This is a genomic window from Pusillimonas sp. SM2304 (assembly GCF_031628915.1).
Taxonomy (GTDB): Bacteria; Pseudomonadota; Gammaproteobacteria; order Burkholderiales; family Burkholderiaceae_B; genus Pusillimonas_C.
In genome coordinates this window covers 853,610-866,257 of sequence record NZ_JAVLUJ010000002.1, presented here as the reverse complement: position 1 = coordinate 866,257, position 12,648 = coordinate 853,610, and the positions used below count along the sequence as shown (strand labels likewise).

The following is a 12,648-nucleotide window of genomic DNA, read 5'->3' as shown; positions in this document are numbered from 1 at the left end:
TAAGGCCGCGCCGCAACGTGCCGCGGCTCGCTTTCAGGCGCCGGGCCGGGAGAACAGATTGCTTTGTATCTGTTCCAGGTGCTCGATCAGGCAGCGGCGCGCCAGGACCGCGTCCCTGTCCTTGAGCGCCTCGACGATGGCCCGGTGCTGGGCCTCGTACTGGCGGCGGGTGTCGGGCGTGAGTGAAATGCGTTTCAGCCTGCCCCACTCGCCCTGTTCCCTGACCTTGTTGGTCAGATCCAGGATCTGCACAAAGAAACTGTTATGCGTGGCATGCGCGAAGGATCGGTGCAGGGCTTCGTCCCAGTGTTCGAATTCTTCGATGCTGTCCGCCGCTTCGGAGCGTTCGAGGCAATCGGCCATATGCTGGAAATCCGCGGCGGTGGCGTGCTGGACGATCAGCCCCGGCATGAGCGGTTCGATCAGAAGACGCGCCACCATGAGCTCGGCGGGGCTGGTATGTACCGCGGCGGGTTCGGCCTGCGTCTGGCGCAAGGATTCTGCCTGAGCCGAAACAAAAGTGCCGCTGCCCACCGTCTGGGTGATCAGGCCCTGCTCCCGGAAATGCCCCAGTACACGCCGCACGGAACCGCGAGAGATGCCGAAGCGCTCGCCCAGTTCGCGTTCAGGCGGCAGCTTGACCCCCTGCCGCAGGCTGCCCTGAGACATTTCAAGCAGCAAGTGATCGGAAAGCGCGCGTATGCCTGCCGTACGCACCCCCTGCATGGCCCATTGTTCGCTCACAACCCGCATCCTCGATAAAGTTTCATTCGCATCATAATATACCAATTGGTCTGTTTTATAGAAAAATTTTGCGTTTAATGCTCCAATTTGGTACTTTTTTTATGCTAAATTACGATCATTGGTTCACCATACAGGAAGCAAGATGAAATTCGCAACGCTGAAACTTAACGGAAAATCCAAAGTCTGCCTGGTAGACAGCAACAAAAAACAGTATTGGACGCTTGAAAGCCTGATACCCGGCTTCGACGGGGATATGCACCAATTGGTACATAACTATAGCAAAATCCAGGGCAAAATCCAAGCCGCCGGCGATGGCCAGCCTCTGGACATGTCCACCTTGGCAGCGCCTATCGAGCGCCCCTTCCGTAATGTATTTTGCGTCGGCCGCAACTACCATGCGCACGCCAAGGAACTGTCGAGTTCGGTGTTCAAGGACAACGACCAGAATGTGCAGTCCTGGCCCATCGTCTTCACCAAAGTGCCCGAATGCGTGGTGGGCCCGAACGACGCCGTGGCGCTGCCCGCCGGCGTATCCGAGCAGATCGACTACGAGGCGGAGCTGGCCATCATCATCGGCAAGGGCGGTAAGAACATCTCGCGCGAAGACGCCATGAGCCATGTCTTCGGCTACACCATTGTGAACGACGTGACGGCCCGCGATGTGCAGATGCGCCACCAGCAATGGGACATGGGCAAATCCTTCGACACTTTCTGCCCCATGGGGCCCTGGATCGTGACGGCCGATGAACTCGATGGCAGCAACACGCGCGTACGCTGCTGGGTGAACGGCGAACTGCGCCAGGACGGCGCCACGCCGGACCTTATTTTCGACCTGCCCTCGCTGATCGAAACCTGCTCGCGCGGGATCACGCTCTACCCTGGCGACATCATCGCCACGGGGACTCCCGCCGGTGTCGGCATGGGGATGAATCCGCCCCAGTATCTGAAAACAGGCGACGTCGTGCGCATCGAAATCGATGGCATCGGCGTCCTGGAAAACACCTTTAAATAAACAACACGCCCCACCTCCGGAGGAGACACATGAATAAATCATCAACCATCAAGAAAGCGGGCATTGCATCAGGGCTCAAAGCGTTCTGCGCCATCGCGCTGCTGTCCTTGTCCGGCCACGCCCTGGCGCAGTATCCCGAGCGCCCCATCACCATGGTGGTGCCCTTCCCGCCCGGCGGCGTCGCCGACACGGTGGCTCGCCCCGTGGCGGACGCGCTGTCCAAGGAACTGGGCCAGACCGTCGTCATCGAGAACAAGGCCGGCGCGGGCGGCGCCATCGGCATCGGCCAGGCCGCCCAGGCGAAACCGGACGGCTACACCATACTGCTGAGCCTGTCGTCCATTTCCATTCTGCCCGAAGCCGACAAGATTCTTGAGCGCAAAGCGGCATTCCAACTGGATCAGTTCAAACCCATTGGCCGCATCACCGCCGACCCGACCGTGCTGGTCGTTCGTGCCGACGCCCCCTGGAAGACGGCCAAAGACTTCATCGAAGATGCGCGCAAGAACCCCGAGAGCATCACCTACGGAAGCTCGGGCATTTATGGCACCATGCACGTTCCCATGGAGATGCTCGCGCAGGCGTCCGGCGTGAAGCTCGCGCACATCCCCTACACCGGCGCCGGCCCCGCCGTGGCCGCCTTGCTGGGCGGCCATGTACAGGCCCTGGCCACGGGGCCTGCCAGCGCTTTGCAGCAGATCAAGGCCGGAAAACTGCGCGCCCTGGCGCATTGGGGCGAAAAACCGCTGGATTCCATGCCCGACGTACCCAGCCTGACGTCGCTGGGCTATGACGCCAAGTTCATCCAATGGTCAGGCATATTCGTACCCGCGGCCACGCCGCAGGAAGCCATCGATACCTTGAGCGCCGCCACACAGAAGATTGCCGCGAATCCCGACTTCCAGAAGACCATGCTGGGAACCGGCAGCCCCTTGGATTTCCAGGACGCCGCCGACTTCGACGCCTACTGGAAGACAGACTCCGAGTCGATCGCCAAGGCCGTCCAGAAAATGGGCAAGGTGGATTGACCGGCTGAACGGCAGGGGCGCCGCGTGGCGCACGCCCCTGCCCACTGTATCATCCGCGCGCGCCAGCCGGCATCGCATGATCGGCCAGCCTGGGCAAAACCCGCCGGGCGTTCCCCGCCGTGGCCAAGACAATGTCTGCACGGCTCACACCCCTGATGTCCGCCAGCGCCTGGGCAATTTTCCCCACCTGAGCCGGCTCGTTGCGCGCCGCCGGCCGCCCCGGCCCGCCCAGCCAGGCCGGTGGAATATCGGGCGCATCGGTTTCCAGCACCAGGGCTTCCAGGGGCAGTTGTTCGGCCAGGCGCCGGATCTGCAATGCCCGGGAAAAGGTCATGGCGCCGCCGAAACCCAATGCGAAACCTTGTTCGATGAACTGGCCGGCTTGCTGAAAGCTGCCGTTGAAAGCGTGGGCAATCCCCCCGATGGCTGCCCGCGGACGCAGATGCTTGAGCAGCAGGTCCTGCGAGCGCCTGACATGCAGCAGCACCGGCAAGCCATAGCGTTCGGCCAGGTCGAGCTGCGCGGCATAGAAGACTTCCTGCCTGTCACGCATCGCGGGGGGTTTGAGCTGGGGCAGGAAAAAATCCAGCCCGATCTCGCCGATGGCGACAAAGCGGGGGTCGTCCAGGGCCGCCTGAATCCGCCCTTCCAGTACGGCCAGGTCCGACTCCTGCGCCTGCGGGACGCAGATCGGATGTATGCCCAAGGCGTAGGCCCCGCCCTGAAAGGAATGGGCCAGGTCGCGCACGGCATCGAAGTTGGCGCGCGACACGGCGGGGATGACGATCGCGCCCACGCCCTGCGCGCCGGCCCGGTCAATGACCGCTTGACGATCGGCGCCGAACTCGGCGGCATCCAGATGGCAATGCGTGTCTATCAGCATAAGTCCTCCGTTCCGAACACCCCGGCCCACCGATGCGTCGCGCCTGGGCAGGCCCGCTCAGGCGGGGGTCAGCGGCGGCGTCTCGGGATCGACCAGCCGGCCTTTATCCATCGACAACTGCCTATGCGCCAGCGCGGCCAGCGCGGGGTCATGCGTCACGATAGCAAAGGCCGTGCCGAACTCGCGGTTGACCTGCACCAGCAGGTCGAACATGCTTTCGGCCGTATAGCGGTCAAGATTGCCGGTGGGCTCGTCGGCCAGCACGCAGCTCGGACGCGTGACCAATGCGCGAGCCAGTGCGACCCGCTGGCGCTCGCCGCCGGACAACTGCCCGGGATAGTGGTCGATGCGCGCAGCCAGGCCGACCTGCTCCAGGACGATCTGGGCCTGCTCGCGCGCCGCGCCGCGCTTTTCCCGGCGCACGATCAAGGGCATGGCCACGTTGTCCAGGGCGGAGAATTCCGGCAGCAAGTGATGGAACTGATACACAAAGCCCAGACTGCGATTGCGCAGGCGGCTGCGCTGGGCTTCGTTCAAGCCGTCGGCCGATTCGCCATTGACAAGCACCGTGCCGGACGTAGCCTCGTCCAGCAGGCCCAGCATATGCAGCAAGGTGCTCTTGCCTGAACCGGACGCGCCCACAATGGCCACCATTTCGCCTTGGTCGACATGCAGGCTGACATCGCGCAGCACTTCGACTGTCTGCCCGCCTTCGTGATAGGTCTTGACCAGATTGCGCGCGCTCAGCGCGTGAACAGCCGTGGTATCAGTCATGACGCAGCACCTGTGCGGGTTGCAGGCTGGACGCGCGCCAGCTGGGGTAAAGCGTCGCTAACAGCGACAGCACCAGCGACGTGGCCGCGACGACGGCGATATCGCTGAGTTGCGGATTGGATGGCAGCTCGCTGATAAAGTAGATTTGCTGCGGCAGGAACTGCACGCCCAGCATACGCTCGATGAAGGGGACGATCACGTCGATGTTATAGGCCAGCAGCATGCCGAAGCCCACCCCAAGCAAGGTGCCCACGATCCCGATCAGCGAACCCTGCACCAGGAAGATGCGCGCGATTTCGCGCGGCCCCGCGCCCAGCGTGCGCAAGATGGCGATGTCGGAACGCTTGTCCTTGACCGCCATGACCAGCGACGACAGCAGATTGAAGGCGGCGACCGCCACGATCAGGGCAAGAATCAGGAACATCATGCGTTTTTCGGTTTGCACCGCCGCAAACCAGGTGCGATTGTTCTGGGTCCAGTCTTGCGCATACACAGAAGGCGGCAGGACATTGCGCAGTTCCTGCGCCACAAACGGGGCCTGCTGCATGTCGTTGATACGCAAGCGCACGCCGCTGGCGCCGCTGTCGCGAAATACCCTGGCGGCATCTTCGTAATGGATGAAAGCCAGCGACGCATCGTATTCATAATAGCCGGATGAAAACAGCCCCGACACCGTAAACTGCCGCATTCTGGGGGTAAAGCCCGCCGGCGAAATCGAGCCTTGCGGCGCCAGCACCAGCACGGTGTCGCCCACGCCGACGCCCAATGAATTGGCAAGCTGGTTGCCCAATACGACTGAAAAGCTGCCCGGCTTCAAGGTGTCGAGCCGGCCCGAAATCATCTGCCCGGCGACGTCGGACACGCCGCTCTCGAGCTGCGGATCAATCCCCCGGATCTGCACGCCGCTCAGCACCTCGCCCCGGACGATCATGCCCTGGGCCGCAACGAAGGGCGCGCTACCCTGGACCTTGGGGTTCTTTCTGGCGTCAGCAGCGATCTCTTGCCATGCTGACAGGACCTGCTCGGGCGCCATGCTGGGTACATACAGTTCGATATGCGGCAGAACCGAAAGCATGCGGTCCCGGACCTGTGTCTGGAATCCGTTCATGACGGACAGCACCACGATCAGCGCCGCCACACCCAGCGCGATACCCGCCATGGAGCTTGCGGCAATGAAGGACACAAAACGGTCGCCCCGCCCCCCGCGGCGTCTGGCGCGCACCAGGCCGGCATAGCGGGCGCCTATCCATAATTCATAAGACATCGTTAAAGCCACCCTTTCCCATAAACACTACAATCCAGGAATGCGAATCGTACTACCCGGCGCTTTGCCCGACCCTCGCGAAGCGCGCGAACTCACTGCTTATCTGCAAAAAACCGCCCCCACCCTGCTGGGATGGCTGCAGCAGGCCCGCGCCCGCAGCATTGCCGCCGACCCGGCCCGCAGCGGCTGTACGCCCTACGAGCAATGGCAACTGCTGGCCCGCGGGTTTTCGCCGGGAAGCGAACAGAATTTTGCCACAGGCCTGGGGCCTTTATGGGCGCAAGATGTTGCAGAACAAGACCAGCCAATCTGGTTGACCGAACTCGTGCATGTGTCGCCCTCGCGCGATGGCGCCGCTTTGCTGCCCGCCGGCGAGCTGGCCATCACGCCAGATCAGAGTGTAGCCTTGTTCGAGTCCGTGCAAGCGCTGTTTTCCGAAGCGGGCTTTGAATTAAGCCCTTCGGGCGTCACGCAGTGGCGCATTGCGCTGCCCGGCGGCTATGCGCCGATCAGCGCCAGCCCGGCCCTGGTCAGCATCACCTCGGTCAACGACTGGTGGCCGCAGGACATGGCCGCGCGCCCATGGCGCCGCCTGGTCAATGAAGTGCAAATGCTGTGGTTCGATCATCCGGTCAACCAGGCACGCTACCAGCAGGGCCTGGTGCCCATCAACAGCCTGTGGCTGTTCGGCGGCGCGCGCGCGGACCAGCTTGCCACTGCCCCGCCCCCGCAGGATACCCGGGTCTACAACGACTTGCAGGAATTCAGCATCAAGCAGGACTGGGGCGGCTGGCTGGCCGCATTGGGCCAGCTCGAGGCACGCGTCTTCACGCCTCTGGCCAGCGGCCGGCCGCCCAACCTGGTCCTGACAGGCCGCGACCGAATCGTCGAGCTGACGCCCGGCGCATTCGGCCGATGGACACAATGGCTGCCCCGCAGCCGCAACGCATGGAGTCACTGGTGGTCACCCCAAAACTAAGCACCCGCCTCGCCAACTTTCAAGCCGCGCAGGCCCTTGAAGCGGCGGGCATCCACCCCCTGCTTTCCCGCCTGTGGGCGGCGCGCGGCGTGTGCCATCCCAGCGAAACCCAACTGGCCTGGGCGGCCCTGATACCGCCCGGACAACTGACCCATGTGCAGCATGCCGCCCAGGTCCTGGCCGACGCCATGCAGGCCCGCAAGAAACTGCTGATCGTCGCCGACTATGATTGCGACGGCGCCACCGCTTGCGCCGTGGGCTTGCGCGCCTTGCGCAGCATGGGCGCCACGGTGGATTTCCTGGTGCCCAACCGCTTTGAAACCGGCTATGGCTTATCGCCGGCCGTGGTCGATCTGGCCGTGCGGCATCCGGCGGGCAAGCCCGACCTGCTGATTACCGTGGACAACGGCATTGCCAGCGTGGATGGCGTGGAAGCGGCCCGGCTGGCCGGCATGGATGTGCTGATCACCGATCACCACCTGCCCGGCGACACCCTGCCGCAAGCCTTGGCCATCGTCAATCCCAACCAGCCCGGCTGCGGCTTTCCCTCCAAGAACCTGGCGGGCGTGGGCGTTATTTTTTATCTGATGCTGGCCTTGCGCGCCGAGCTGCGCCAACGCGGCGTATACCCCCCCGATGGCGGGCCCCGGCTCGACAACCTGGCCGATCTGGTAGCGCTGGGCACGGTCGCCGACGTGGTCAAGCTGGACGCCAACAACCGGCTTCTGGTCACCCAGGGCCTGCAGAAAATGCGGGCCGGGCGCATGCAGCCGGGCGTACGCGCCCTGTTTGCCGTAGCGGGTCGCGAGCCCCGCCAAGCCAGCGGCTTCGACCTGGGCTTCGCCCTGGGCCCGCGCATCAATGCAGCCGGCCGCCTGGCCGACATGAGCCTGGGGATCAATTGCCTGATCACTGATGATGAAGGCCAGGCGCTGAACCTTGCGCGGCAGCTGGACACCATGAACCAGGAGCGGCGCGGCATTGAAGCCACCATGCGCGAAGAGGCGCTGGCAGCCATCGAGGCCTCGCATCCGGTCATCGGCGCCACGGTCTGCGTCTATCACCCCGAATGGCACCAGGGTGTCGTCGGCCTGGTGGCTTCGCGCCTGAAGGAAACCTATTGGCGTCCCACCCTCGCTTTCGCCCGCTCCGATTCGGGCGAACTGCGCGGATCGGGCCGATCCATCCCCGACGTGCATCTGCGCGACGTGCTGGACCTGGTCTCCAAACGGCACCCGGGCATCATCCTCAAGTTCGGCGGCCATGCCATGGCAGCCGGGCTGACGCTGCGTGAAGAGGCTTACGAGCTGTTCATCAACGGCTTTGACAGTGCGGTCAAGGAACTGAGCGGCAAGGCCAGTTTCGAACCCATCATCGAAACCGACGGCTCGCTGGAAACAGGCTACGCCAACGCCGAGGTCGCCGGACTGCTGCAGCAGCAAGTCTGGGGCGCGGGCTTTCCCGCCCCGGTTTTTCGCGACACTTTTTATGTGCGCCAGCAAAGGCTGCTGAAAGAAAAGCATCTGAAGCTCAGCCTGGAACGCGGACATCAGCGCTTCGACGCCATCTGGTTCAACCACGCCGACATGCTGCCCGAATACGTGGACGTCGCGTACCGGCTGGACCAGAATGTCTGGAACGGCATGGTATCGGCCCAGTTGATCATCGAATACGCCTGCGCGCCCGAAAGCTGACGGGCCCGCGTCAACCTGGCGCGTCAGGCTTGCCTGGATGGCAGCGTCGCCAGCAGCAGGCCGGCCAGCGCAATGGCAAACGCCGCAAGCTGCAGGCCGCCCAGTGTTTCGCCCAGCGCCAGTACCCCCACCACCGCGGCGCTGATGGGCAGCATAACGGTGAACACGCCCGCCTGCGAGGCGGGCACTGACTTCAGGCCGACCATCCAGAGCCAGACTGTCCATACGCTCGCGGCCAGGCCGTAGAACAGCATCAGCACCCACAGCTCGTAGCGCACCGTCGTAAAGTCGAACTGAAGCGCCGCGTAAAGACCGAAGGGCGTCATCAGCACGAAACCCCACAAATTGATCACGGCGCTGATGCGCTTGGGGCTGAGCACGGCCGTCAACCGCTTGCCGATCACGGCATAGGCGCTCTCGCATATGACTGCGGCAAAAATCAGCAGATTGCCCAGCCACTGCCTGCCCTGGCTCGCCTCCCCCAGCAGCTCCGAAGCCTGGCCCGTGGAGGGAGCCTGCGCCAGCGACAGCACGCTGATGCCAAGCACCCCGCAGGCAATCGCCCCCCAGACCCTGGGGCGAATCGACTCCTTCAGGAAAATCCGGCTCAGCAGGGCCACCGTGGCGGGGATGGCGGACATGATCACGCCCGCCGATACCGCGCTGGTCATGCTGACCCCCAGTATCATGCAAAGCGTGAACAGGAAATTGCCCAGAAAAGACTCAAGAAAAATCAGCCAGCGTGTTTGCGCCGACAGGGCGGGCTCGGCGGCGGGCTTCCGGATCCAGCGCAGCATGGCAATGGCGCCTATGCCGAAACGCAGCCAGCCCAGCAAGAACACCGGCAGGACCACCGCTAGCGGCTTGGTCAGCGCAACGTACGCGCCGACCAGCGACATGGATAAGGCCAGGCAGGCATAGGCCTTGAGACGGCTTGAAACATCATGCATGGAAATACTCGGGAACGCCAAGCTTTGTATTATCGCCTGTGCAGAGGGCCGGCACCGGCGAACCCCTGGACGCCGTCGCGGGCACGCGCTGCCCGGGATGAACAAGGCCCGCTGCGATGCATGCCGCAGCGGGCCTTTTTACAGAAACCGGGCGATCGGGCAGATCAAGCCCCTGCCTTGGCCTCCCCGCCAGCGCAACCTCCGTCCGTCAACATCGTTTCAGACGCTTTCTTGATCTCTTCGGGGCTCAGGTCTTTAACGTGCGTCGCCACCGACCAGCGATGGCCGTAAGGATCTTCGAGCAGGCCATAGCGGTCGCCCCAGAACATGTCTTGCACTTCCATGATCAGCTTGGCGCCCGCCGCCACCGCTTTCCTGGCCGCCTCGTCGGCATTGTCCACATATAGATGGATGGAAACCGGCGTGCCCTTGAGCGCCAGGGGGCCCAGGGCGCCCCATTGCGGATTCTCGTCGAACAGGAAGATGGCCGAATTGCCGATGCGCAGGCAGGCATGCGCAATCTTGCCATCGGGGCCTGCCAGCCTGGCCTGCTCGATGGCGCCAAACGCCTGCTTGTAGAAATCGATGGCCTGGGCGGCGTTGGCGCACACCAGATGCGGGGTGACGGTGTTCATGTCCGGCGGTATTGCCCTGACCTTGTCCGTATGGTCGGGGTCCAGATCGAATAAAGCCTTGTTGCTCATCATGTCGAAGGGCGCGGAAAAATGCTCGTGGGCAATCAGCCATTGACCGCCGGTCTTGCGATACGTGCTGCTCATGCGCATCCATGACGTATGGCTTTGACCGCTCTCGTCCTGCCCCCCGCAGCGAATCAGGCCATGAACCGCCGCCAGATCGCCGGCGGTCTGGATATCCAGGTCGCCCGGCTGAAATACCATGGGCCCCGGGCACATGCTCAGGCACGCTTTCCAGTGCTTTCCGTAGGCTTCCCGGCCCTTGAACTGCAATTGCATGATGGCATCAAACGCCACGACATCCTGAGCGTAATGCGCCATGATGGCGTCCGCATCCAATGACCGGACGGCGTCCAGCCAACTCTCTATGCTTTGCCTGACCTCGTCCCGCGTCTGGGTATTTCCTGCTGCATCCATAATGCGTCTCCTGAATTTGAGTAAGGCCCAAGTGCATGGCTATCGTGTCGGGGCTGCTTGCCTCCGCCCGCACTCGCCAAAAGCCTGAGCCGCCAATTTATCACCATTTAGTCCTAAATAACAACTAATTAAAATGTAATCAGGATTAACATGGTAGACTGCCTTCATGTCAAGCAGACAGGGGCCGCGCAGGGCGCCAACACAATACCGATGACCATGGCAACGAAACGAAGTTACGACGATGGCTGCGCCGCCGCGCACGCACTGGACCTGATCGGCGAGCGCTGGGCGCTGCTGATTGTGCGCGAACTGCTGTTGGGCCCCAAACGCTTTACGGCCTTGCGCGCCGGCCTGCCCAGCATCAGCCCCAATGTCCTGACCCAGCGCCTGAATGAACTGGACACCGCCCAGGTGCTGCAGCGGCGCAAACTGCCGCCCCCCGCCAGCGCCTGGGTATACGAGCTGACCGACTGGGGCAAAGCACTGGAACCCATTGTGCTGCAACTGGCGCACTGGGGCGTGCGCTCACCGGCGTTTCAGCGCGGCGCGCCGCTGGGCGTCGATGCGCTCATGCTGTCATTCAAGGCCATGTTCAACCCCGCCGCGGCGAGCCATGGCAACATCCACCTGACGATCGAGCTTCATTTTGGCGATGAGGTCTTCAGCGCCCGAGTCGACGGCAAACAGCTGCACATCAACCGAGGGCAGGCAGTCAAACCGGCGGCCATCCTGTCCGCCGATCCCCAGACCCTGCTTTACCTGGCCTACGGCAAATTCGATATCGATGAAACCGTGCAGACAGGCCGCTTCAGCTACACGGGCGAACGCTCGGCGCTTGTTTCTTTTTTCTCGGTATTCGCCCTGCCCGAACCGGCGGCGCAGCAGGCAGCCGGCGCCACATCCAGACTTACGCATCCATGAAGGGTTGCAGCAGCTGCCGGGCCATTTCCGCATAGTCCTTGTCGACCAGCAGGGTCTGCGCATTCAGGCTGTTGGAGACCGGGCCGGGGTACATGGAACTGAAAGCGCCCCCCTGCATCAGGAAAGGAACGTCGTAGGCCTGCATCAGCGACACAATCACGGCCGCCTCGGACTCTGATTTCGGAGAATAGATTGGTATCATATTCGTTTGCCTCCCCCTAACGCATACTGCGATCTTAACGCTTTACCGCCGCGCCTGATCACCCGCGCGCCGTCCAAGCCGCCGATCCAGGCTGGAGAAAGTGCTTCCATGGCTGTTTTTGATGTCAACCCCATTGTCGATTCACTGAATGCCGTCCGCCAGGAATGGCGCAAGTCCCAGCGGCGTTCACGCGAGCCGGGCGGGCGCGAATTCCCATCCCCCCAGGCGATCAGCAAAATCCTGGACGACTTGAAAGGCGTGTTGTTCCCGATGCGGCTCGGGCCGCTCGACCTGCGCCAGGAAAGCGAGGATTTCTATATCGGCCATACGCTGGACTCGGCGCTGCATGCCTTGCTTGCCCAGGTCCGGCTGGAACTACGCTATCAACTGCGGCACGAACATCACAACGATGCCGAAATCGAAGCCAAGGCGGTGCAGCTGGTCCAGGCCTTTGCCTCGTCGCTGCCCGAAATGCGCCGCCTGCTGGACTCCGACGTCCTGGCCGCCTACCAAGGCGACCCGGCAGCCCGCAGCGTCGACGAAGTCCTGCTGTGCTATCCGGGCGTTCTGGCCATGATCCATCATCGCATCGCCCATCAGTTCTATAAACAGGATCTGCCCCTGCTGGCCCGCATGTCGTCAGAACTGGCGCATTCGCAAACCGGCATCGATATCCACCCCGGCGCGCAGATCGGCCCCTGCTTCTTCATCGATCACGGCACCGGCGTCGTGATCGGCGAAACCGCCATCATCGGCAAGGGCGTCCGCATTTACCAAGCCGTGACGCTGGGCGCCAAACGCTTTCCCACCGATTCCAACGGCAAGCTGGAAAAAGGCCTGCCCCGCCACCCCATCGTGGAAGACGATGTGGTGATCTACGCGGGCGCCACCATTTTGGGCCGGGTTACGCTGGGCCGCGGCTGTACCATAGGCGGCAATGTCTGGTTGATCAACGATGTCCCGGCGGGCAGCCATGTTACCCAGGCTGATTCTCAGGGGACGCGTAGTTGCGATCCCGCCGCCGAAGGCGCAGGCAAATAGGCGCCGCGAGCGCATACGGTACGATAACGGCCCAGGCGCGCAAG

13 protein-coding genes and 1 pseudogene are annotated in these 12,648 nt (G+C 63.0%); 6 read left to right on the top strand and 8 right to left on the bottom strand.

What is annotated here, in order from left to right:
• Positions 1 to 33: 33 nt before the first annotated feature.
• Positions 34 to 753, bottom strand: coding sequence for an FCD domain-containing protein (locus RE432_RS13110; RefSeq protein WP_310933843.1), 720 nt, complete (start codon positions 751 to 753; stop codon positions 34 to 36).
• A gap of 133 nt (positions 754 to 886) precedes the next feature.
• Here RE432_RS13110 and RE432_RS13105 point away from each other — a divergent pair, with 133 nt between their 5' ends.
• Both RE432_RS13105 and RE432_RS13100 read left to right on the top strand, forming a co-directional pair.
• Entirely contained in the window at positions 887 to 1,756 is an 870-nt protein-coding gene (locus tag RE432_RS13105) for a fumarylacetoacetate hydrolase family protein (RefSeq protein ID WP_310933842.1), read from the top strand.
• 29 nt (positions 1,757 to 1,785) lie between these two features.
• Positions 1,786 to 2,784, top strand: coding sequence for a tripartite tricarboxylate transporter substrate binding protein (locus tag RE432_RS13100; RefSeq protein ID WP_310933841.1), 999 nt, complete (start codon positions 1,786 to 1,788; stop codon positions 2,782 to 2,784).
• A 49-nt stretch (positions 2,785 to 2,833) separates the two neighbouring features.
• Here the strand turns inward: RE432_RS13100 and RE432_RS13095 are convergent, their stop codons facing one another.
• Genes RE432_RS13095 through RE432_RS13085 form a run of 3 tightly spaced genes read right to left on the bottom strand, consistent with a single transcriptional unit; the run spans position 2,834 to position 5,705 of the window.
• Positions 2,834 to 3,667, bottom strand: coding sequence for a TatD family hydrolase (locus RE432_RS13095; RefSeq protein WP_310933840.1), 834 nt, complete (start codon positions 3,665 to 3,667; stop codon positions 2,834 to 2,836).
• A 57-nt stretch (positions 3,668 to 3,724) separates the two neighbouring features.
• Positions 3,725 to 4,441, bottom strand: a complete 717-nt coding sequence (gene lolD / locus RE432_RS13090; RefSeq protein WP_310933839.1) for a lipoprotein-releasing ABC transporter ATP-binding protein LolD — start codon at positions 4,439 to 4,441, stop codon at positions 3,725 to 3,727.
• A complete protein-coding gene (locus tag RE432_RS13085; protein WP_310933837.1) occupies positions 4,434 to 5,705 on the bottom strand; it encodes a lipoprotein-releasing ABC transporter permease subunit in 1,272 nt (423 codons plus the stop codon). Before RE432_RS13085 ends, lolD begins: the two co-directional genes overlap by 8 nt.
• Positions 5,706 to 5,745: 40 nt before the next feature.
• Here RE432_RS13085 and RE432_RS13080 point away from each other — a divergent pair, with 40 nt between their 5' ends.
• Together RE432_RS13080 and recJ are read left to right on the top strand one after the other, a co-directional pair.
• Positions 5,746 to 6,684: a hypothetical protein gene (locus RE432_RS13080; RefSeq protein WP_310933836.1), complete on the top strand. Its 939-nt coding sequence runs from the start codon at positions 5,746 to 5,748 to the stop codon at positions 6,682 to 6,684.
• Positions 6,666 to 8,378, top strand: a complete 1,713-nt coding sequence (gene recJ, locus RE432_RS13075; protein WP_310933835.1) for a single-stranded-DNA-specific exonuclease RecJ — start codon at positions 6,666 to 6,668, stop codon at positions 8,376 to 8,378. The genes RE432_RS13080 and recJ overlap by 19 nt, the downstream gene beginning before the upstream one ends.
• Positions 8,379 to 8,401: 23 nt before the next feature.
• Here recJ and RE432_RS13070 read toward each other — a convergent pair whose 3' ends face one another.
• The 3 genes and pseudogenes from RE432_RS13070 to RE432_RS13060 form a co-directional block, all read right to left on the bottom strand.
• Complete coding sequence (locus RE432_RS13070; RefSeq protein ID WP_310933834.1) at positions 8,402 to 9,328, bottom strand: DMT family transporter; 927 nt, start codon at positions 9,326 to 9,328, stop codon at positions 8,402 to 8,404.
• A 164-nt stretch (positions 9,329 to 9,492) separates the two neighbouring features.
• On the bottom strand, positions 9,493 to 10,032 hold the full coding sequence (locus RE432_RS13065) for a VOC family protein (protein ID WP_310934229.1): 540 nt from the start codon (positions 10,030 to 10,032) through the stop codon (positions 9,493 to 9,495).
• An 18-nt stretch (positions 10,033 to 10,050) separates the two neighbouring features.
• Positions 10,051 to 10,440: pseudogene (locus RE432_RS13060) on the bottom strand (YybH family protein); the annotation flags it as partial.
• A gap of 150 nt (positions 10,441 to 10,590) precedes the next feature.
• Here RE432_RS13060 and RE432_RS13055 point away from each other — a divergent pair.
• On the top strand, positions 10,591 to 11,361 hold the full coding sequence (locus RE432_RS13055) for a winged helix-turn-helix transcriptional regulator (RefSeq protein WP_310933833.1): 771 nt from the start codon (positions 10,591 to 10,593) through the stop codon (positions 11,359 to 11,361).
• Here the strand turns inward: RE432_RS13055 and RE432_RS13050 are convergent.
• Positions 11,348 to 11,563: a hypothetical protein gene (locus RE432_RS13050; RefSeq protein ID WP_310933832.1), complete on the bottom strand. Its 216-nt coding sequence runs from the start codon at positions 11,561 to 11,563 to the stop codon at positions 11,348 to 11,350. The genes RE432_RS13055 and RE432_RS13050 overlap by 14 nt on opposite strands.
• A 108-nt stretch (positions 11,564 to 11,671) precedes the next feature.
• Between RE432_RS13050 and epsC the strand changes: the two genes are divergently transcribed.
• Positions 11,672 to 12,604 (top strand): serine O-acetyltransferase EpsC, encoded by a 933-nt coding sequence (gene epsC, locus RE432_RS13045; RefSeq protein WP_310933831.1) that lies wholly within the window; start codon positions 11,672 to 11,674, stop codon positions 12,602 to 12,604.
• The last annotated feature ends 44 nt before the right edge of the window (positions 12,605 to 12,648 follow it).